The following is a 19885-nucleotide window of genomic DNA, read 5'->3' on the forward strand; positions in this document are numbered from 1 at the left end:
GAAAACTTTTATTGCAAAATAAGAATTATCGATCTGAACTTAACACGGTTTTGGGTGCATTTGTTTGTTAAAACCCTTATTTTTACACGAATCAAGTAATAACATAAAAACACAATATTATGGCTTTTGAATTACCAAAATTACCGTATGCATACGATGCTTTGGAACCACATATAGACGCAAGGACCATGGAAATCCACCATACGAAGCATCACAATGGGTATACCACTAAATTGAACGATGCCATTGCCGGAACCGATTTGGAAGGCAAGGACATTGAGGATATTCTTTCTAATTTGGACATGTCCAATGGCGCTGTGCGAAACAATGGAGGCGGTTTTTACAACCACTCCCTTTTCTGGGAAGTAATGTCTCCCAACGGAGGAGGTGCTCCAACTGGGATTTTAGCTGCGGCCATTGACTCTGCCTTCGGTTCTTTTGAAGGATTTAAGGAAAAATTCACTACTGCGGCAGGAACTAGATTTGGTTCTGGATGGGCTTGGTTGTGCGTCCACAAAGGTGGAAAATTGGAAATTTGCTCCACACCTAATCAGGATAACCCCATTATGCCGGGTGTTGAATGCGGTGGACAACCTATTTTAGGGTTGGATGTATGGGAACATGCTTACTATTTGAACTACCAAAACAAGAGACCAGATTATATCTCAGCGTTCTTTAATGTAATCAACTGGGCAAAAGTTGCCGAGAATTACGAAGCAGGGAAATAAATACTGTTTTTTTAAGATATGAAGGCCGGACACGCAGTGTTCGGCTTTTTTTATGGATTTGATTTTTTAAAATAGAAAAGGGCGAGGAAGCCCCCGCCCTTTTCGTCCCAAATCTTACCATAAACTTAACCTACTTATGCTATGGCGAGACTAAAATACTGGTATTGTGAGAAATAACAAAGGGTTTTAGATAAATTTTTGAATTTTCAATGAAAAAGAAAACGTGCAGTTCATCGATAAAATGGATAAATCGTTGGTAGTCAAATATAAAGAAGGCGGAGTGTTCTCCGCCTTCTTTCCCCAAATCTTACCATGAACTTAACCTACTTATGCTATGGTTCTCCAAATGTAAGGCAAGGTACCATTTGCACAGTAAGCTTTTAGATGAAACCCCCTTTATTTGGTTAAAGTGTACAAAATGGGTGGTTAATTGATAAATGTCAAGAAAGGTGGACTTTTTTGGGTTTGGGAGAAGAGTAGAAAATAAAAAAGGTGGAATAGCTTCCACCTTTTTTGCCCCAAATCTTACCATGAACTTAACCTACTTATGCTATGGCAATACTAAAGTAGGTTTGCTCGTTGCCCATCGTATAAAAACCCGTTAATCTACTCGTTTCATCGACGAAATGCGCACATTGCTGCTTACGCAAAATGGAGCGTTAATACGCGCGTTCGTTTTTGCCTTCAAAAAAGTTAATGAATGCCCGGTTAACAACCCGGTTCCCTCCTGGCGTTGGATAATTTCCCGTGAAATACCAGTCCCCCAAGTTTTTTGGGCAGGCTTCGTGCAAACTCTCAATACTCTGGTATATGATGTCCACTTCGGCCTTTATACCTTCTGGACTTAGAATTTCTGCTATTTTTTTGGAAATCTGCTGTGCGGTAAAAGGCGCATAAAATTCCTTAACGTAGTTTACCACATCCTTATCCTTAGTATTTGTTTGGGTAAGACATTTTTCGTAAATCTCTTTTATCTTATGGGTAGTGCCTGCATCTTCATGAAGTGCCTTGGCCGCTTTAAAGGCCACAAAATCTTCGAGCTTGGCCATGTCAATTCCATAACAATCCGGATAACGGATTTGTGGAGCCGAAGAAACCACAATGATCTTCTTTGGTGATAATCGGTCCAAAATTTTAAGGATGCTTCGTTTAAGCGTAGTACCGCGCACAATACTATCATCTATAATGACCAAATTATCATTTTGCTTCACGGAACCGTAGGAGATGTCATAAACGTGGGTCACCAAATCATCCCTACTGCTATCTTGTGTAATAAAGGTTCGCAGTTTGGCATCCTTAATGGCCACTTTTTCTATCCTAGGCCGCACATCCAAAATCTTGTGCAGTTCTTCCCGGGTAATATTGGGACCCAGCTCAATGATTTGTTCTTCTTTTTTGTTGTTAAGGTAATTCTGGGCTTCTTTTACCATTCCGAAGAAAGAAGTTTCAGCTGTATTGGGAATATAGGAAAAGACGGTATTCTCCAAATCGTCGTCAATAGACTTCAAGATCTCTGGGAATACCAATTTGCCCAACATTTTTCGCTCCTGATAGATTTCTTTATCGCTTCCGCGTGAAAAATAAATGCGCTCAAAAGAACATGCCTTGCGTTCGGTGGGCTCCTGAATTTGTTTAATAGCGAAGTTTCCATCTTTTTTGATGATGACCGCATGTCCTGGATCCAACTCCATGACATCTTCATATTTTACATTGAAAACCGTTTGGATTGCGGGTCGTTCTGAAGCCACAACAGCAATTTCATCATCTTGGTAGTAATATGCTGGCCGTATTCCCGCAGGATCACGGATGACAAAGGCATCACCATGGCCTAGAAGACCTCCAATGGTGTAACCACCGTCCCAGTTTTTTGAGGCCTTTCTCAAGATTTTTGCCACGTTCAATCGTTCTGCGATCAAAGGGGAGGCCGCTCTTTTGTTATATCCTTCTTTCTTTATCTGTTTATAGAGCTTGGCCACGGCATCGTCCAAAAAGTGTCCGATTTTCTCCATAACCGTTACTGTATCTGCCAATTCCTTAGGGTGCTGTCCCAATTCCACCAAATTGCCAAAGAGTTCATCAACATTGGTCATGTTGAAGTTTCCAGCAACGATGAGGTTACGGTGCATCCAGTTGTTTTGTCTAAGAAATGGGTGGACACTTTCAATGCTGTTTTTACCAAACGTTCCATAGCGAACGTGTCCCATCAATAATTCCCCAATGTAGGGAATATGGCGTTTCTGCATCTCCACATCTTCCTCATATTCGGGGTGCTCGGTCATAGCCGAATTGATTCGGGCATTGATTTGGTCAAAAATATCCTGGATGGGCTGCTGTTGTGCAGACCGTACTCGGCTCATGTAGCGCTCACCAGGCTGCATATCTAGTTTAATACTGGCGAAACCAGCCCCGTCTTGTCCACGGTTGTGCTGTTTCTCCATCATTAGGTACATTTTATTTACGCCGTAAAAGGCTGTACCGTACTTTTCTTTGTAATACTCCAGAGGTTTAAGCAAACGGATCAGTGATATTCCGCATTCGTGCTTAATCGCATCACTCATAACAAACCAATACTAAAAATGCCCTGAAATTTTCAGGGCACAAATTTATGTTAATTCAATATTAAACTGGGTCAAATCCCTAAACTGCATCAGGCGGGCTTCTACCTCGTGTTTTTGTAATTCCAACATTCGTTCTGTTCCAAATTTTTCCACACAGAAAGAAGCTAGATTGGAACCATGTATAATGGCATTTTTCATATTCTCGAAGGAAATATTTCCCGTTTCCGCCAAATAGCCCGAGAATCCTCCAGCAAAGGTATCCCCTGCACCTGTAGGGTCAAAAACCTCTTCCAACGGAAGGGCGGGGGCAAAGAAAATGTTCTCTTTATGGAACAACAGAGCGCCGTGTTCCCCTTTTTTGATGACCACATATTTAGGCCCCATCTCCTGGATTTTAGCCGCAGCTTTTACCAACGAATATTCTTTGGTCATTTGACGGGCCTCTTCATCATTAATCGTAATGACATCTATTTTTTTGATGACATCCATCAGCTCATCCCAAGTATTGTCCATCCAAAAATTCATGGTGTCCAAAATGATAAGCTTTGGTCGTTCTACCATCTGATTAATTACACTCATTTGGGTATTGGGGTGCAAATTGCCCAACATGACCACATCGGCATTTTTAAAATCAGAGGGGACAACGGGGGTAAAATCTCCAAGGGTATTGAGTTCGGTGACCAAAGTGTCCCGGGAATTTAGATCATTATGATATTTACCCTGCCAAAAGAAGGTTTTGCCACCTTTTACTACTTCAATGCCGGAGATATCGATATTTCGGTCGGTCAACAAATCCAGATATGCTTGCGGAAAATCATCCCCAACAACAGAAACTATGGCGGATTTTGTCTTGAACTGTGAAGCAGCCAATCCTATGAAAGGTGCAGCACCTCCCATAATTTTACCAGTCTTGCCAAACGGAGTTTCAATGGCATCAAAAGCCACGCTACCAACAATCAGCAATTTGCCCATTCAATGAATTTTGGTGCAAATATACGCTTTGATATTCCATATTGGAATCATTGTGAAAGGATTTAAGAAAAAGAAGGGAATACAAGCTCAAGTGCAAGTTCAAAATTAAGTTCAAGCTTCAAGAGCAAACTCAAGTTCAAGTTTTCATGAGAATGATATTAAGTCTATTGTCTAGCATCTCACATCTCATGTCTATAAAACTGCTATTTCCTTCCAAAATCCGCTGGGATTTCACCCCAAGCCTTGGTCTCCCATTTTACAATAGGAGTGGTGTAGCGATTTTTTCTCAACCATTCTTCTGCACGTTCAATCAGTTCAAAAAGGACTGCGTTTTTTGGGCCTTTAGTTAGTTTGGTGCCGCATTTTCCCTTCCGTACCCATCCAATGGCAATTCGGGAATCTGAATACAGGATTCGGTCGCTGTTCTGTTTTTTCAGAAAAGCCAAACCATGTACCAGAGCCAAAAATTCACCCACATTGCTGGTGCCTTGTTGAAAAGGTCCTTGATGAAACAGCACTTTTTTGGTCTTGGTGTCCACTCCGCGATATTCCATTTTGCCAGGGTTGCCACTTGAAGCCGCATCCACGGCAATGGAATTGTAATTGGGGTCGCCAATTTTTAAAAGTTCTTCTTGGGTCAACTCCGATTTTCCTTTGGATTTGCCCTTGTATTCCAAATAATTGCTGTTGAAGGCTTTTTTGGCCTCATCAAAAGTGCCAAATGACTTGTATTGAGCACCCTTAAACCCTTCAATTTGTGCTTTGCAGTCATCCCACGACTCAAAAATACCAGGGTGTTTGCCTTTCCAAACCACATAAAACTTCTTTTTCTTCGCCATTATACAAGGAGTTTCTCTATCACTTTCGGAAAATGCTCATATTCCAATTGGTGCACTTTATCTGCTATCTTGTCGGCATCATCTGAGGGTTCCACCGCAGTTTTTGCTTGAAAAATAATGGCGCCTTCATCATAGTTTTCATTCACATAATGTATAGTGATACCTGTTTCTTTCTCTGCATTTTCCTTTACAGCCTGATGTACTTTGGCCCCGTACATGCCCTTCCCGCCATATTTGGGAAGCAAGGCAGGGTGGATATTGATGATTTTGTTGGGGAATGCTTCAATAATATTGGTAGGAATTTTCCAAAGAAAACCGGCCAGTACTATTAAATCGGGCTGAAGACTTTTTAGCACTCCAACAACAGCGTCAGAATTTTGAAAAGCAAACTTATTAAAGTAAAAAGCAGGAACTTCCAAGCGATCACACCGTTCCAAAACCTTGGCCGTTTTCTTATTGGTAAGCACAGCAGAGACTGTTACCTGTGGGTTTTCTTTAAAATAAGTGATAATGTTTTCGGCATTTGACCCGCTTCCCGATGCCAAGATGACAATTTGTTTCATCTGTTAGGAATTGATATGATTTTGGACTAACTTCAGGCGGCTAAAGTAAGATACTGAATCTTAAGATGTTTAATTTGGGGTACATTTTATCGACAAATAGTGTATTTAATCCAAAGTTTTATATTTTTGCCAACAATTAAATTTTTAAAACCACTATAATTATGTCAGACATTGCATCAAGAGTAAAGGCTATCATCGTTGATAAACTAGGTGTAGATGAGAATGAAGTTGTAGCAGAAGCTAGCTTTACCAACGACTTAGGGGCGGATTCCTTGGACACTGTTGAGCTTATCATGGAGTTTGAGAAAGAATTTGACATCCAAATCCCTGATGATCAGGCAGAAAACATTGCAACTGTTGGCCAGGCCATTAGCTACATCGAAGAAGCGAAGTAATTATATGATATATTACTAAAAGAGTATAAATTATCCATGTGATGATCGGCACATGGATAATTTTTTTTATAATTTAGGTTCAAAAGGGTAAAAAATAGTTCAATGCAGTTAAAGCGCGTAGTAGTTACTGGATTGGGAGCATTGACTCCCATAGGTAACAATTTGGAAGCTTATTGGGAAGGACTACGGACCGGAAAAAGCGGTTCTGCGCCCATCACATATTTTGATACGGAGAAGTTCAAGACAAAGTTTGCCTGTGAACTCAAAGGGTACAATCCGGAGGATTTCTTCGACAGAAAAGAGGCCAGAAAGCTTGATAGGTTTGCCCAGTATGCACTTGTATCTTCGGATGAAGCCATTGCGGATTCAGGAATAGACCTGAACGTAGTGGACAAATTTCGGGTAGGTGTTGTATGGGGTGCCGGTATTGGGGGTCTGGAAACTTTTCAGAATGAAGTAATTGGGTACGCCCAAGGGGATGGAACACCTCGTTTCAATCCTTTCTTTATACCAAAAATGATTGCGGACATTGCTCCGGGGAACATATCTATTAAACATGGATTTATGGGCCCCAACTATACCACGGTATCCGCTTGCGCCTCCTCGGCCAACGCACTTATCGATGCGCTCAATTATATCAGATTGGGCCATTGTGATGTAATTGTCACTGGAGGAAGTGAGGCCGCAGTAACCATTGCAGGTATGGGTGGGTTCAACGCCATGCACGCACTTTCCACACGAAATGATAGTCCAGAAACGGCATCAAGACCATTTGATGCAACCCGGGATGGTTTTGTGCTTGGTGAAGGTGGGGGCGCGCTCATTTTGGAAGAATATGAGCATGCCAAGGCAAGAGGCGCAAAAATCTATGCTGAGGTTTTGGGTGGCGGATTGTCCAGTGATGCCTACCATATGACCGCTCCACATCCTGAAGGTATTGGTGTGGTCAAGGTAATGGAAAACTGTTTGCAAAACGCTGGGTTAAAACCAGAGGATGTGGATGCTATCAACACTCACGGCACTTCAACTCCGTTGGGAGATGTGGCCGAATTAAAGGCCATTTCCAAAGTATTTGGAGACCATGCGCCCAAAATCAATATCAATTCCACAAAGTCCATGACTGGGCACTTGCTCGGAGCCGCAGGAGCCATAGAGGCCATTGCCTCCATATTGGCCATGGAACACAATATGGTGCCGCCAACCATTAACCATAGCGTTGTGGATGAGGAAATTGATCCCTCACTCAACTTGACCTTAAACAAGGCTCAGGAAAGAGAGGTCAATGTGGCTATGAGCAATACCTTTGGATTTGGTGGTCATAATGCCTGTATTTTGTTCAAAAAAATAGAGTAGTTTTGTAGACATGAAGCTCACCTCTAAAATATTCAATTCCCATCCGAAAACGGATGGGGATTTTTTTTTGGGGATCAAAAATATCCTTGGATTCAAGCCAAAGGACATTGAAATTTACAAGAAGGCGTTTCTCCATCGTTCCGTAAACAAAAAGGACCCAGAAGGAAACCCCATGAACTATGAGCGCCTCGAATTTTTAGGCGACTCCATGCTGGGGACCATTATTTCCAAACATTTATACAACGAAGTCCCCGAAGGAGATGAAGGCTATCTTACCAAAATGCGCTCCAAGGTAGTAAGTAGAAAACACCTGAACGAGTTGGGCAAAGACTTGAACCTTTTGCGCTTTGTAGAAAGCAGGATTCCCAAATCCCACTTTGGGGAGAACATCCACGGAAACGTATTTGAAGCTTTGGTCGGCGCCATTTATCTGGATCGTGGATATACCTATTGTGAAAAGTTTATCAATGAGCGTGTCATAGAACCCTATGTGGACATTGAGCAGCTGGAGGGTAAGGTCATCAGCTATAAGAGCTTGGTGATAGAATGGTGTCAAAAACAGAAGAAATCGTTCAACTATCATGTCTATGAAGACACAGGAAACGATGAGCTAAAACACTTCGCCGTAAAATTGACCATAGGTGATCGCATCATGGCAAAAGCTAGGGCCACTTCTAAAAAAAAGGCAGAGGAAAAGGCATCAAAAAGGGCCTATTTTGCACTTCAGAACAAAATTGAAAATCAGTAACTTTAAAAAAAGGTAAACTCAAACGTTTTCGTTGTGTTTATAAGTGTATTGTCTTGTTTCAACTAGGCAGTCAATAGGATTAAGAGTATATTTACAGTTCGTGTTAAGGGCATGTTGACAACGCATAAGATATCGGCAGACTTTTATGATGACAGCTTTAAGCTCATCGCCATACACAGTGATTTGGAGGATTATGCCATGACCTATGCCATAAATTCCAACTGCGGATTGCATTTGAAGAGGATGGCGCAAGACCTTCACCTTGATGAAAACCTATCATTTTCTGTGTTTGATTGGGACGATGAAATGAGCGACATCTACTGGACTTTGATTTCTAACAAGTGCGTTGTCGAGGAAGTTATACCTTCGGGTGGATTGTTTGAGAACAATGTTTCCGTACGAACCAGTCATTTGGTCAAAGAGCGAAAAGAGGTCGACTATTTTTTAAAAGTAGATGCCGCGGAAGATTCAGCATTCGCACAAAAGGTGAAAGCCATCAATAAAATAACCAAGGTCATAACGGCATATCCCATTGACACAGAAACCTTAAAATCAAAAAGAAATTTAATCTTTTAAAAATGCCAACTAGAAAGAAGACCAAAATTGTAGCAACGTTGGGCCCTGCCACCAGTAAGAAAGAAGTACTCAAAGAAATGATCGAGGCAGGAGTGGATGTTTTTCGAATTAATTTTTCACATGCCTCTTATGATGATGTTACAGAGCGTATTAAAATGATACGGGAGTTAAATGAGGAATTGGAGGTAAATACATCAATACTTGCAGATTTGCAAGGACCCAAATTACGAGTGGGTGTAATGGGTGGCGAGGCTGTTGTGTCGCCCGGGGATGAAATCACTTTTGCCACAGGTGAGCCTTTTGAAGGTACGGCCCAAAGGGTGTACATGAACTACAAAAGTTTCCCTGTTGATGTTAAACCTGGTGAACGTATTTTGTTGGATGATGGAAAACTCATCTTTGAGGTAAAATCCACCAATGGAAAAGATGAGGTAACGGCGACGGTAATTCAAGGGGGTCCCCTTAAATCCAAAAAAGGAGTAAACCTACCCAACACAGCTATTTCATTGCCAGCCCTTACTAAAAAAGATATTAAAGACGCCATTTATGCCATTGAACATGAAGTTGATTGGATTGCTCTTTCTTTTGTGCGTCATAGTCAAGATTTGATTGACCTACAGGAGTTGATTGCGAAACATACCGACCACAAGATTCCTATTGTGGCCAAAATTGAAAAGCCAGAAGCAGTTGATAATATCGATAAGATTGTGGCTTATTGCGATGGTTTAATGGTGGCCCGTGGAGATTTAGGGGTTGAAGTTCCCGCACATGAGGTGCCTTTGATTCAGAAAAAATTGGTGTTGAGGGCCAAAAAGGCAAGGATTCCAGTAATCATTGCCACGCAGATGATGGAAACCATGATTACCAGCCTTACGCCAACCCGCGCTGAAGTGAATGACGTGGCCAACTCCGTTATGGATGGAGCCGATGCCGTGATGCTTTCGGGAGAAACTTCTGTTGGAAACTATCCCGTTCAGGTTATTGAAAAAATGACCAGCATTTTAACCAGTGTTGAAGGTTCGAGCTTAATCAAGGTTCCACAAACACCACCGCATATACGTACCAAAAGATATATCACCAAATCGGTTTGTTACCATGCTGCGTTAATGGCCAATGAGATACAGGCAAAGGCCATTTCAACATTGACCAACAGTGGATATACGGCGTTTCAGATTTCGGCTTGGCGACCCAGTGCACACATTTTGGTGTTTACTTCCAACAAAAGAATCTTAACCCAGTTGAACCTGCTTTGGGGCGTAAAAGCCTTTTATTACGATAAGTTTGTATCCACTGACCAGACCATAGAAGATGTGAACCAAATTGCATGCAAAAAAGGATTTTTGGGGGTCGGAGACATGCTCATCAGCCTTGCGGCCATGCCCATAAAAGACAAAGGAATGGTGAACACCCTAAGGGTGACCGAGATAGAATCCTGTAACTTTTAAGAAAAGGAATTAAGCAACTTCTTTTTCAAAGGCGATAAAGTTGACCAACTTTCCGTCTTTATCCCAAATAGGGGCCCCTTTTATTTTACATTGATAAGGGGCTCCATTTTTTTTATAGTTCACCAGCATAACTTCGAAGGGGGTTTTGTTTTTAATGGCACTTGAAATAACCTGAGTGGTTTTTGGGCAGGTATCCTTCCCTTGGAATATCTTGGGTGTTTTACCTACCACCTCCTCGGGCCTATAACCATTCATGAGATACATGTTCTGGGAGGCATAAACAATGTTTACGTTGGCATCGGTTACCACCACAGTATGATTCTTATCCAAGATTTCGCGACGAAAAGGAAAAGGAGTTTTCCATTTTTCTTTCTCGGAAAGAGAACTTAGACTTTTTACGTCCTGCAGGTTTCGGCAGATACTGTCAAAAAAGGAGGCATAAAAATCCATGGAAGAAATTGGGGAGTTTCCCAACTTCATATTGCCGTAAAACTGTATAACAGCTTCTTCATAAAATCGTGCTTTCATACCCAATACTAAAAAATCATGGAAACGTGCGCAATATATTAACAGTCTTGTTTAATATTTTGTCTGGTAATGAGTGGTTTACTATCTGTAAGTATGAACAAAAAAGGAGGACTAAAAGTAGTGTAACGGAAGAATCGACCCATGAAATACGAATACAAAGATTCCAGATTAGGGGCCATTTTAGGCTTTACCGAGGATATAAAAAAAGATGAGGAACGATTTTCCATCACTTCCAAGACCATTAAATTTTTATGGAATCGAAATGATTGCCCCCTCACGATTCTGATTGATGGGATGGAATTGGAATTGGCTTCCAATCAAATGGTGACCGTTACCTATTTGCAGCATGTTTCCTATTCCCAAACACAGCTCCCCCTTTCCGCCATTCTTTTTAATAGAGAGTTTTATTGTGTTTTTGATCATGATTCTGAGGTCTCCTGTAACGGTATTTTGTTTTTTGGCACCCAAGACATTCCCATTATAACTATTCCAAAAGACCAACTGAACAAGTTCAATCTATTGCACGATATGTTTATTGAGGAATTTTCAACCTCAGATAATATCCAAGGGGATATGCTACAGATGCTCTTAAAACGATTAATCATTATGAGTACACGCTTGGCCAAGGAACAACTCATTGTAAAAACACTGGGTAACGACCAAATAGATACCATCCGACGATTCAATTTTTTGGTAGACCTTCATTATAAGACCAAGCGAAAGGTGAGCGATTATGCCGAAATGTTGTTCAAATCACCCAAGACACTCTCCAATCTCTTTTCCATTTATAACCAAAAATCACCACAGCAAATCATCTTGGAGCGTATAGCCTTGGAGGCAAAACGACTCATAAATTACACCGACAAGCAAAATCAGGAAATAGCATATGAACTGGGTTTTAATGACCCGGCACATTTCAGCCGATTCTTCAAGAAAATGACCCACATGACCCCATCCGAGTACCGTGAGAACCTTTTGACAGTAGCCTAGGGGAAAATTCATCAAGCCGTCGGGAAATCCTTCCTAACACCTGCCTTCTTTTCCGCAGCATCTTTGCCCTGTAATTTAAAACAGACAAAAGATGAAGCCCACGGAAAAATCCCTTTTCAATCTCATTGAGATTTTTAGAACGCCACAAAGAACCGAGTCACAAACCATAAAGGTCTCGGAGCATTGTGAGCAAAAGCATCATCATGATTTCTATTGTGATGCTGAGAAACCCTTTGTACAGACTTTTTAATCCATATATAATAATTCATTTAAAAATTTAAAATCATGAGCACAATCAACGTACTTAAAAGAGAAGAAGTAAGTCCGACCAATCAGGCTATTTTTGACAATCTGGAAAAAGCCTTAGGCTTTGTTCCCAACCTTTATGCCACCTACGCCCACTCGGAAAACGCGTTAGGAAACTACCTAACATTTGCCAACGCCAAAACCTCGTTGAAGGCCAAAGAAAAGGAAGTGGTAAACTTAGCGGTGAGCCAAGCCAATAACTGTTTGTATTGTTTGTCTGCACACACGGCCATTGGAAAAATGAACGGTTTTACCGACGAGCAGATTTTGGAACTAAGGGCAGGAAAGGCCTCTTTTGATGCAAAATTGGATGCTTTGGCACGTTTGGCCAAAAACATTACAGAGAGAAGAGGTGCCACAGACGCCCAAGTGTTGAACAATTTCTTTGCCGCTGGATGGACCAAGGAAAACTTAATTGACACCATTGTTTTGGTAGGAGATAAAACCATCTCAAATTATATCAACAATACTACCGAGATTCCTATTGATTTTCCCGTGGCACAGCCATTGGAAGCGGTGGAAGTTTAAAACTAAATAAGACCTGGTTTGGTCAATATGTCACATCGAGCGCAGTCGAGATGTTCTGTCAAAGGGTAACTTTTGGCGTTCTCGACTCCGCTTGAACTGGCATGTTTGGTGTTTAAAAACAATTTACCCTTATTCGGAATCTGTAAAAAGTGAAGGGGCTATATTTTTGGCCATATAAATGGGCCAATCGTTTTTAAAAAGGTGACTTTCTGTTATGGCACTTTCAAACAGTAAATAAAGCCCACCTGAAATCTTTTCAATCTCCGCTTTGGAAATTTTGGGAATGTTTTCCCCCACAACCTCACCCAAGTACAACAATAGGTCTTTCTTCTGTTTTTGAATGACACTTAGAATCTTTTTTTGCTTTGGGGAAAGTTCACCTAGGGTTTTTTGCGCCCAGCACCCTTGAAAGTTTTCTTCACGGTACATGTCCTGCAGAAGGTCAAATATGGCCAACAGTTGATTTTTGCCACTTTTTCTTCTGGCAACGTAACCTTTAAGTGAGTCCATAAAGGTATCATGACGATTTTCCAGATAGGCAACACAAATATCTTCCTTGGACTTAAAATGACTGTAGAGCGTGGCTTTGGCAATACCGCACTTTTCAATTATCTCATTAATTCCCGTGGAATTGTAACCGTTCACATAGAATAGATTGCCGGCAGTGGTAATGATATGTAAATGCAATTCAGGACGTTGCATGGCACAAATATCTGATACATTGATAGGGGCTACGCACACAAAGTAAGCAAGAAATTATTTTATGGCAATTTAAAAGTCAAGTTTTAGTTGAATGGACCCCCATTTACCAATATGTACAAGGCTCTAACTAATTAGAATAGCGAGTATTGTAAACTATTTCCTATATTGTGGAATTCAATTTTATCAATCAAAAATACAATCAAATGAGAAAATTACTTCTTGCCCTTGTTCTAGGGTTTTTATGTACACCTGTGATTTACGGACAGGGTTTTCAGTTTAAAGCGGATGATATTGACATCCCTTACAAAAAATTTACCTTAAAGAACGGACTCACCCTTTTGGTTCATGAAGATCACAAAGCACCCATCGTTGCTGTCAATGTGTGGTACCATGTGGGGTCTAAAAATGAGAAACCGGGCAAAAGTGGGTTTGCCCACCTCTTTGAGCATTTAATGTTCAATGGTAGTGAAAACTATAACACGGATTATTTCCAAGCTTTGGAAAGCATTGGAGGAACTGACCTTAATGGAACTACAAACACAGACAGAACCAATTACTTTCAGAATGTTCCCGTTTCAGCTTTGGACCAAGTGCTTTTTTTGGAATCTGACCGAATGGGACATCTCTTGGGAGCCATTGATCAAGCAAAGCTTGATGAGCAAAGAGGGGTTGTTCAAAATGAAAAAAGACAGGGTGAAAATCAACCTTATGGAATGCAATGGGATTATTTAACCAAAGCCATGTATCCAAAAGGGCACCCTTATTCTTGGACTGTAATCGGGGAGATGGAAGATTTAAACGCAGCTTCCTTGGAAGATGTTCAAGAGTGGTTTAAATCCTATTACGGAGCGGCAAATGCGGTGGTTGCCATTGCCGGGGATATTAATGCGGATGAAGTCCATCAAAAAGTCATTAAATATTTTGGGGATATCCCGTCAGGTCCAACTGTGGAACGACAAGAAGTGAACATTCCCAACAAAGTTTATGATTCTTATCAGGTTTATGAGGATCGTGTGCCCGAAACAAGAGTCCTTTTTGCATGGAACACCCCAGAAGGCGGCTCACGAGAAGACCTTCATTTTGATTTGATCTCTGCCATTCTGAGCAGTGGAAAAAATTCAAGGTTGTATAAAAAATTCATTTATGAAGATCAGTCGGCCAGCACTGCTGTTTCGTTTCAGGCGACCAGTGAAATTGCAAGTCGGTTTATAACATGGTTAAACGTAAAGCCAGGAAATGATGCGGATAAACTGGAAAAGGAACTTTGGGCGGAAATTGATAAGTTTATCAAGGAAGGCCCTACCGAAGCCGAACTCAAAAGGGTAAAAGCAAGCTACTTTGCCAATTTTATAATGGGTCTGGAACGCATAGGTGGTTTTGGAGGTGTTTCAGATATTCTGGCTTCCAATCAAACCTATCATGGTGACGCATCGTACTACAAAACAAGATTAAAATATGTTGAAGAGGCCACTACGGAGGATTTACGGAAAACTGCCGCTAAATGGCTCACAAAAGGTAAACACGTTTTGGTGTGCAAACCATTTCCGGAGTATAGTGTTGAAGAATCAACTGTTGATAGGAGCAAGCTTCCTGAACTGGGACCTCAAAAGAGCTCCAAATTCCCAGAGTTGCAGCGCACTCAACTATCCAATGGGCTTAACGTGGTTTTGGCCCAACGCAAAGGAGTTCCCACAATTGTCATCAACCTAGTAGCGGATGCAGGTTACAAAACTGACTATTTATCCAGTCCCGGAACCGCTCGTTTGGCCATGAACCTTATGGACGAAGGAACTAAGGATAAAACTTCATTGGAAATCAACGAACAACTGCAGTTATTGGGAGCATCACTGAGCACGTTTTCAAACCAAGATCAATCCAATGTACAAATGTCTACGTTAAAACAAAGCTTGGATGCAAGCTTGGACCTCTTTTTAGACGTTGTTCTGAACCCCGTGTTTCCGCAAAACGAGTTTGAGCGTTTGCAAAGCGAGCAAATCAACGACATAAAACAAGAAAAGTCTCAACCAGTAAGTATGGCTTTGAGGGTCATGAACAAATACCTTTATGGAGAAGGCCACCCCTATAGCAGCCCCTACACTGGAACGGGTTATGAGGATGCGGTTGCCAAATTGACGAGGGATGATGTGGTGAAATTTTATGACACATGGTTCAAGCCCAACAATTCTACCATAATTATTACGGGGGATGTTGAAATGAGCGAGTTAAAACCCAAATTGGAGAAGACATTGGGCAAATGGAAGCGGGGCGATGTGCCAAAAATTGCTTTCAACAAGCCAAACACCAATACCAAGAATACGCTTTATTTGATGAACAGACCAGAATCCCAACAATCTGTAATCCTAGCAGGACATTTGACCGAAAAATATGGCGATGTTTCCGAAATAGCGTTGGAGCAAATGGTGAGTATTCTAGGGGGTGATTTCACATCACGAATCAATATGAATCTGCGGGAAGATAAACACTGGTCCTATGGTGCAGGAGGTTTTGTGCTAGGCTCCAAAGAGGAACGTCCTTTTATAGTTTATGCTCCTGTACAAACCGATAAAACGGCTGAATCCGTAACTGAAATTCGAAAAGAAATATCGGAGTTTACATCTACCAGACCTGCAACCACCGCGGAACTTGAAAAAGTGAAGACCAATCAAGTGTTGAGGCTTCCGGGTCAATGGGAGACCAATAGTTCTGTTAATAGTTCTGTTCGAAATTTGGTCAGGTACGATTTGCCTGATGATTACTACCAAAAGTATGATCAGAATGTGCGAGGGCTTTCACTGGACGATATTAAAACAGTGAGTAACCAAGTGGTAAAACCAGAGGAGGTCAATTGGTTTATGGTGGGTGATAGAGCTGAGATCATTACAAAACTGGACGAACTTGGATTTGATAATATCATTGAGATTGATGCAGATGGAAATCCCATTAAGCCTGCGATGGAAACCAAGGAGGCGGACATGAAAAATTAAAAAGAGAACCTCCCACTTTGGGAGGTTTTTTGTTTCTAGCCGATATGTAGGCGTATTTAAAAATCGAACTTTAGTTGAACGGACACCGATTCTTTCTCGGGTTCCTCTTGCTTTTTTTCGGTATTTAGGTTGGCCAAAGAGATGCCCAACAATCGCACTGAATTTTGTAATTCTGATTGGTACAGCAGTTCCTTGGCCGTTTCCAGAATAAGTTCTTTGTTGGCAATATAATAGGGAAGTGTTTTGCTTCGGGTCTGCAGGGTAAAGTCACTGTACTTAATTTTCAGGGTGATGGTTTTCCCGGCAATTTTAGATTTTTGAAGCCTTCGCTCCAATTCGTTGGCAATGTTCTCCAGTTTTTCCAACATGAAGATTTCACTACTCAAATTTTCAAAGAAGGTTCGTTCTGCCCCTACGGATTTTGGGATGCGATGGGGCTTTACCGCGCTGTTGTGAACACCTCGAACCACGTAGTAATAGTATTTGCCACTTTTACCAAAGTGTTCATCCAAAAACTCAATGGACTTTTGTTTGAGGTCTTTCCCTGTAAAAATGCCTAAGCGGTACATCTTTTCAGCAGTGACTTTTCCCACCCCATAGAATTTCCGAATATCCAAATCTTCCAAAAACTGGATGACTTCCTCTGGATTCACCGTTTTTTGGCCGTTGGGTTTGTTGTAATCACTGGCCACTTTGGCAATGAATTTATTGATGGAGATTCCCGCCGAAGCGGTCAACCCAGTTTTGTCCAAAATTTTTTGACGGATTTCCTTGGCAATCAAAGTGGCGGAAGGGTTTCCTTTTTTGTTCTCTGTCACATCCAAATAAGCTTCGTCCAAGGAAAGCGGTTCCACCAAATCGGTATACTCAAAAAAGATACTGCGTATTTGCGATGAGACTTCCTTATAACGATCAAACCGAGGTTTTACAAAAATCAACTCCGGACAATTTCTTTGGGCTATGTAACCAGACATGGCACTTTTCACTCCAAACTTACGGGCTTCGTAGCTAGCGGCTGATACCACACCCCGCTTGGAGCCTCCACCTACGGCAACGGGTTTGCCCTTCAGCTCTGGGTTGTCGTGCTGTTCCACGGAGGCGTAAAACGCATCCATGTCCACATGAATGATTTTTCTTAAGGGAAAATCCAAGTCCATACTCAAATTTAGGGTATATTTAGTTTGATGGAACACTTGGAAATAGAGCGAAAATTTTTGGTGCTATCAGATGCCTACAAGCAGGAGGCTACATCACAAATACGGATAGCGCAAGGTTTTTTGAACACCGACCCTGAACGAACCGTGCGTGTTCGAATAAAAGGTGACAAAGGGTTTTTAACGGTGAAGGGAGCCAGCAACGCATCTGGTACCACGCGTTTTGAGTGGGAAACCGAAATTAGTTTACATGAGGCCACCAATTTGATTGACCTTTGCGAAGATGTGATTTTGGAAAAGGTTCGGTTTGAAGTGCCTTCGGGGAAGCATTTGTTTGAAGTGGATGAATTTTTGGGAGAAAACAAAGGCTTAATCGTTGCCGAAGTGGAGCTGAACCATGAAGATGAGGTTTTTGAAAAACCAAAATGGTTGGGGGAAGAGGTAACAGGCCAGTCCAAATATTACAATTCCCAACTCAGTAAAAATCCGTTTACGCAATGGTAATACAACCTAAAAAATGGCAAACAAGGATTAATCTGTTGAGTGTGGTTTTGGCCTGTACTGCCATTTATTTGGATTTTATGGGACATGATTTTTACCTGTTTTTTAAACCTTTGACTACCATTCTTATAGTATCCCTTTTGTTATTCACACCAAAAAAAGCCTATTCAAAATTTAAGTTGACCATGATGATTGCCTTTGGTTTTTGTCTTTTGGGCGACATCCTTTTACTCAATCCAGCTTATTTTGTTTTTGGATTGGTCGCATTTTTACTGGCACACATTCTGTTTATTGTAGCATTTATACAACACAAAGGCTTTCAGTTCCATGGGATATCTTTTATGGTAATCTTCGCGATTGGAGGCAGTATTTTCTTTTGGTTGAAACCCGATTTAGGGGATTTTATGATACCGGTTTTGGTTTATGTCCTGGTGATAACTTCCATGGCATGGCAGGGTATAAGAATGTATTTAAAAGATAAAGGAAAAGCCTACGTATGGATAGCGTTGGCCGTTATACTCTTCATGCTTTCTGATACGTTATTGGCCATCAACAAGTTTAAGGCGCCTTTCGCATATGCCAGTGTGCTGATTCTGGGGACGTACTGGTTGAGTATAGGACTACTTGTCAACTCTACTTTTACAATTGTTTGGGACAGTAAACTTAATCCAACTTCTTATCCAAAGCCAAAATAGTGTTCAACAGCACATTGGCACCGTTGGCCATATCTTCTGCAGAGGTAAATTCTTTTGGTGAATGGCTGATACCACCCTTACTGGGAACAAAAATCATTCCGGTAGGGGCAATTCGGGCCATATCCTGTGCATCGTGTCCCGCCCCACTCGGCATATATTTATAGGTAAGTCCCAGTTCCTTGGCAGAATTTTCAATCTCTTTGTAAACCAGAGGGTCTGTCAGTGCAGGTTCTGCTGTCGTGTCCAATGGATGAAACTCAATGCTAACATTGGAAGCTTCCGCGATTTCTTGGGCTCTGGCCTTTATCGCTTGGAATACCTTTTCGATAACTTCTGAGGACAAATCCCGAATTTCCAAACTCGTGACCACCTTTCCCGGAATCACATTGGGCGCTCCCGGTTCTGCCTTAATTTGGCCTACGGTTCCCACTTGTGCACCATCAAAACTGTTAGTGACTTCATTTACAGCTACAATAAATTTAGCTGCAGCCAAGAGGGCATCTTGCCGAGCATTCATTGGGGTAGTGCCCGCATGGTTGGCAAAACCGGTAAAGGTAACATCCCACCATTTTAAACCCACAATACCCTCTACAACCCCTATATCGAGATTTTCTTTTTCCAATATGCCCCCTTGCTCAATATGTAGTTCCACAAATGCCGCCATATCCCCTTTTTTTCGGATAGCTTTTGTGATTCGGGTAGTATCCCCGCCCAAACGCATAATACCCTCACCCATGGAATACCCTGTGGAGTTAACTACTTCAAAAGCAGCTCTAGTAAGATTACCAGACATAGCCCTACTGCCCATTACACCTCCTTCTTCGTTGGGAAAAATAATAACCTCCAGTGGATGCTTGGTTTTTATTTTACGGTTGTTCAGGGTTGCGATGACTTCCAAAGCAGCCATGGAACCTACACAACCATCATAATTCCCGCCATTGGGGACCCGGTCAATGTGTGAGCCAAATGAAATAGGTTTTTTGGAGGCATCGGTTCCTTTTCTTACTCCGATAATGTTTCCGGCGACATCAGTGGTGACTTCCATTCCAAAATCTTTCATAGTCTGTAACACCCAATTCCGGGCTTCAATATCAGCATCGCTAAATGCCACCCGCTCCGTTTCTCCGTTTTCTTGCTTTCCGAATTCTGCCAGATCAAAAATTCGTTTTTCCAGACGGTCTTGGTCTACCTTGATTTCTTTTTTCTGTGCGATTATGGTAGTTGCGAGCAACAACGCAAACAACGTAACGAGTCGATTAAGCATAGTTTTAGGTTTAGTGTATCCTTTTGAAAGATAAACAATTGAGGTGAGAATCACTT

20 protein-coding genes are annotated in these 19885 nt (G+C 41.6%); 12 read left to right on the forward strand and 8 right to left on the reverse strand.

Translation table 11 applies throughout. From position 1 onward, the window contains the following. Positions 1 to 119: 119 nt before the first annotated feature. Positions 120 to 728 carry a superoxide dismutase gene (locus tag ACFOWS_RS11485; protein WP_379764665.1) on the forward strand — a complete coding sequence of 203 codons (609 nt, stop codon included), beginning with the start codon at positions 120 to 122 and terminating at the stop codon, positions 726 to 728. Positions 729 to 1387: 659 nt separating this feature from the next. Here the strand turns inward: ACFOWS_RS11485 and ACFOWS_RS11490 are convergent. The 4 genes from ACFOWS_RS11490 to purN form a co-directional block, all read right to left on the reverse strand. Beyond that, positions 1388 to 3286, reverse strand: coding sequence for an amidophosphoribosyltransferase (locus ACFOWS_RS11490; protein WP_379764667.1), 1899 nt, complete (start codon positions 3284 to 3286; stop codon positions 1388 to 1390). Between the two features lie 45 nt (positions 3287 to 3331). Next, entirely contained in the window at positions 3332 to 4258 is a 927-nt protein-coding gene (locus ACFOWS_RS11495) for a PfkB family carbohydrate kinase (protein ID WP_379764668.1), read from the reverse strand. 203 nt (positions 4259 to 4461) lie between these two features. Then, a complete protein-coding gene (locus tag ACFOWS_RS11500) occupies positions 4462 to 5097 on the reverse strand; it encodes a ribonuclease H1 domain-containing protein (protein ID WP_379764670.1) in 636 nt (211 codons plus the stop codon). After that, on the reverse strand, positions 5097 to 5660 hold the full coding sequence (purN, locus tag ACFOWS_RS11505) for a phosphoribosylglycinamide formyltransferase (protein WP_379764672.1): 564 nt from the start codon (positions 5658 to 5660) through the stop codon (positions 5097 to 5099). The genes ACFOWS_RS11500 and purN overlap by 1 nt, the downstream gene beginning before the upstream one ends. Before the next feature lie 161 nt (positions 5661 to 5821). Between purN and ACFOWS_RS11510 the strand changes: the two genes are divergently transcribed. From ACFOWS_RS11510 to pyk, 5 genes are all read left to right on the forward strand, one after another. Then, positions 5822 to 6055, forward strand: coding sequence for an acyl carrier protein (locus ACFOWS_RS11510; RefSeq protein ID WP_009778413.1), 234 nt, complete (start codon positions 5822 to 5824; stop codon positions 6053 to 6055). A 102-nt stretch (positions 6056 to 6157) separates the two neighbouring features. Next, entirely contained in the window at positions 6158 to 7408 is a 1251-nt protein-coding gene (gene fabF / locus ACFOWS_RS11515; RefSeq protein ID WP_366585698.1) for a beta-ketoacyl-ACP synthase II, read from the forward strand. Positions 7409 to 7418: 10 nt separating this feature from the next. Then, positions 7419 to 8156, forward strand: coding sequence for a ribonuclease III (gene rnc, locus ACFOWS_RS11520; RefSeq protein WP_366585696.1), 738 nt, complete (start codon positions 7419 to 7421; stop codon positions 8154 to 8156). A gap of 111 nt (positions 8157 to 8267) precedes the next feature. Then, positions 8268 to 8732: an IPExxxVDY family protein gene (locus ACFOWS_RS11525; RefSeq protein WP_366585694.1), complete on the forward strand. Its 465-nt coding sequence runs from the start codon at positions 8268 to 8270 to the stop codon at positions 8730 to 8732. A gap of 2 nt (positions 8733 to 8734) precedes the next feature. Next, positions 8735 to 10177 carry a pyruvate kinase gene (gene pyk, locus ACFOWS_RS11530; RefSeq protein WP_366585692.1) on the forward strand — a complete coding sequence of 481 codons (1443 nt, stop codon included), beginning with the start codon at positions 8735 to 8737 and terminating at the stop codon, positions 10175 to 10177. A gap of 9 nt (positions 10178 to 10186) precedes the next feature. Here pyk and ACFOWS_RS11535 read toward each other — a convergent pair whose 3' ends face one another. Continuing rightward, entirely contained in the window at positions 10187 to 10705 is a 519-nt protein-coding gene (locus tag ACFOWS_RS11535; protein WP_379764677.1) for a PAS domain-containing protein, read from the reverse strand. A 141-nt stretch (positions 10706 to 10846) separates the two neighbouring features. Here ACFOWS_RS11535 and ACFOWS_RS11540 point away from each other — a divergent pair, with 141 nt between their 5' ends. The 3 genes from ACFOWS_RS11540 (at position 10847) to ACFOWS_RS11550 (ending at position 12529) form a co-directional block, all read left to right on the forward strand. After that, positions 10847 to 11695 carry a helix-turn-helix domain-containing protein gene (locus ACFOWS_RS11540; protein WP_379764679.1) on the forward strand — a complete coding sequence of 283 codons (849 nt, stop codon included), beginning with the start codon at positions 10847 to 10849 and terminating at the stop codon, positions 11693 to 11695. A 91-nt stretch (positions 11696 to 11786) separates the two neighbouring features. Next, entirely contained in the window at positions 11787 to 11945 is a 159-nt protein-coding gene (locus ACFOWS_RS11545; protein WP_379764681.1) for a hypothetical protein, read from the forward strand. Positions 11946 to 11980: 35 nt separating this feature from the next. After that, positions 11981 to 12529 carry a carboxymuconolactone decarboxylase family protein gene (locus tag ACFOWS_RS11550; protein WP_379764683.1) on the forward strand — a complete coding sequence of 183 codons (549 nt, stop codon included), beginning with the start codon at positions 11981 to 11983 and terminating at the stop codon, positions 12527 to 12529. A 129-nt stretch (positions 12530 to 12658) separates the two neighbouring features. Here ACFOWS_RS11550 and ACFOWS_RS11555 read toward each other — a convergent pair whose 3' ends face one another. Further along, positions 12659 to 13231 carry a TetR/AcrR family transcriptional regulator gene (locus ACFOWS_RS11555; protein WP_379764685.1) on the reverse strand — a complete coding sequence of 191 codons (573 nt, stop codon included), beginning with the start codon at positions 13229 to 13231 and terminating at the stop codon, positions 12659 to 12661. 203 nt (positions 13232 to 13434) lie between these two features. Between ACFOWS_RS11555 and ACFOWS_RS11560 the strand changes: the two genes are divergently transcribed. Then, a complete protein-coding gene (locus ACFOWS_RS11560; RefSeq protein WP_379764687.1) occupies positions 13435 to 16215 on the forward strand; it encodes a M16 family metallopeptidase in 2781 nt (926 codons plus the stop codon). A 56-nt stretch (positions 16216 to 16271) separates the two neighbouring features. Here ACFOWS_RS11560 and dinB read toward each other — a convergent pair whose 3' ends face one another. Then, the gene (gene dinB, locus ACFOWS_RS11565) at positions 16272 to 17372 is read right to left on the reverse strand and encodes a DNA polymerase IV (RefSeq protein ID WP_379764689.1); all 1101 of its coding nucleotides are present in this window, start codon (positions 17370 to 17372) and stop codon (positions 16272 to 16274) included. Positions 17373 to 17399: 27 nt separating this feature from the next. Between dinB and ACFOWS_RS11570 the strand changes: the two genes are divergently transcribed. Together ACFOWS_RS11570 and ACFOWS_RS11575 are read left to right on the forward strand one after the other, a co-directional pair. Continuing rightward, positions 17400 to 17873: a CYTH domain-containing protein gene (locus ACFOWS_RS11570; RefSeq protein ID WP_379764691.1), complete on the forward strand. Its 474-nt coding sequence runs from the start codon at positions 17400 to 17402 to the stop codon at positions 17871 to 17873. Further along, positions 17867 to 18565 carry a lysoplasmalogenase gene (locus ACFOWS_RS11575; protein WP_379764693.1) on the forward strand — a complete coding sequence of 233 codons (699 nt, stop codon included), beginning with the start codon at positions 17867 to 17869 and terminating at the stop codon, positions 18563 to 18565. Before ACFOWS_RS11570 ends, ACFOWS_RS11575 begins: the two co-directional genes overlap by 7 nt. On the opposite strand, the gene ACFOWS_RS11580 is transcribed toward ACFOWS_RS11575, so the two are convergent. Further along, positions 18534 to 19829, reverse strand: coding sequence for a Zn-dependent hydrolase (locus ACFOWS_RS11580; protein WP_379764695.1), 1296 nt, complete (start codon positions 19827 to 19829; stop codon positions 18534 to 18536). The genes ACFOWS_RS11575 and ACFOWS_RS11580 overlap by 32 nt on opposite strands. Positions 19830 to 19885: the final 56 nt, after the last annotated feature.

Origin of the sequence: Flagellimonas marina, assembly GCF_042651185.1 — a bacterium.
Lineage (GTDB): Bacteria > Bacteroidota > Bacteroidia > Flavobacteriales > Flavobacteriaceae > Flagellimonas > Flagellimonas marina.

Excerpts from the sequence above, each read along its gene's own strand:
- rnc (WP_366585696.1), top strand. The coding sequence starts at position 7,419 with ATGAAGCTCACCTCTAAAATATTCAATTCCCATCCGAAAACGGATGGG.
- purN (WP_379764672.1), bottom strand. The coding sequence starts at position 5,660 with ATGAAACAAATTGTCATCTTGGCATCGGGAAGCGGGTCAAATGCCGAA.
- fabF (WP_366585698.1), top strand. The coding sequence starts at position 6,158 with ATGCAGTTAAAGCGCGTAGTAGTTACTGGATTGGGAGCATTGACTCCC.
- ACFOWS_RS11510 (WP_009778413.1), top strand. The coding sequence starts at position 5,822 with ATGTCAGACATTGCATCAAGAGTAAAGGCTATCATCGTTGATAAACTA.
- ACFOWS_RS11545 (WP_379764681.1), top strand. The coding sequence starts at position 11,787 with ATGAAGCCCACGGAAAAATCCCTTTTCAATCTCATTGAGATTTTTAGA.
- ACFOWS_RS11525 (WP_366585694.1), top strand. The coding sequence starts at position 8,268 with ATGTTGACAACGCATAAGATATCGGCAGACTTTTATGATGACAGCTTT.
- ACFOWS_RS11580 (WP_379764695.1), bottom strand. The coding sequence starts at position 19,829 with ATGCTTAATCGACTCGTTACGTTGTTTGCGTTGTTGCTCGCAACTACC.
- ACFOWS_RS11575 (WP_379764693.1), top strand. The coding sequence starts at position 17,867 with ATGGTAATACAACCTAAAAAATGGCAAACAAGGATTAATCTGTTGAGT.
- pyk (WP_366585692.1), top strand. The coding sequence starts at position 8,735 with ATGCCAACTAGAAAGAAGACCAAAATTGTAGCAACGTTGGGCCCTGCC.
- ACFOWS_RS11500 (WP_379764670.1), bottom strand. The coding sequence starts at position 5,097 with ATGGCGAAGAAAAAGAAGTTTTATGTGGTTTGGAAAGGCAAACACCCT.
- ACFOWS_RS11570 (WP_379764691.1), top strand. The coding sequence starts at position 17,400 with ATGGAACACTTGGAAATAGAGCGAAAATTTTTGGTGCTATCAGATGCC.
- ACFOWS_RS11485 (WP_379764665.1), top strand. The coding sequence starts at position 120 with ATGGCTTTTGAATTACCAAAATTACCGTATGCATACGATGCTTTGGAA.
- ACFOWS_RS11560 (WP_379764687.1), top strand. The coding sequence starts at position 13,435 with ATGAGAAAATTACTTCTTGCCCTTGTTCTAGGGTTTTTATGTACACCT.
- ACFOWS_RS11550 (WP_379764683.1), top strand. The coding sequence starts at position 11,981 with ATGAGCACAATCAACGTACTTAAAAGAGAAGAAGTAAGTCCGACCAAT.
- ACFOWS_RS11535 (WP_379764677.1), bottom strand. The coding sequence starts at position 10,705 with ATGAAAGCACGATTTTATGAAGAAGCTGTTATACAGTTTTACGGCAAT.
- ACFOWS_RS11490 (WP_379764667.1), bottom strand. The coding sequence starts at position 3,286 with ATGAGTGATGCGATTAAGCACGAATGCGGAATATCACTGATCCGTTTG.
- ACFOWS_RS11495 (WP_379764668.1), bottom strand. The coding sequence starts at position 4,258 with ATGGGCAAATTGCTGATTGTTGGTAGCGTGGCTTTTGATGCCATTGAA.
- ACFOWS_RS11555 (WP_379764685.1), bottom strand. The coding sequence starts at position 13,231 with ATGCAACGTCCTGAATTGCATTTACATATCATTACCACTGCCGGCAAT.
- dinB (WP_379764689.1), bottom strand. The coding sequence starts at position 17,372 with ATGGACTTGGATTTTCCCTTAAGAAAAATCATTCATGTGGACATGGAT.
- ACFOWS_RS11540 (WP_379764679.1), top strand. The coding sequence starts at position 10,847 with ATGAAATACGAATACAAAGATTCCAGATTAGGGGCCATTTTAGGCTTT.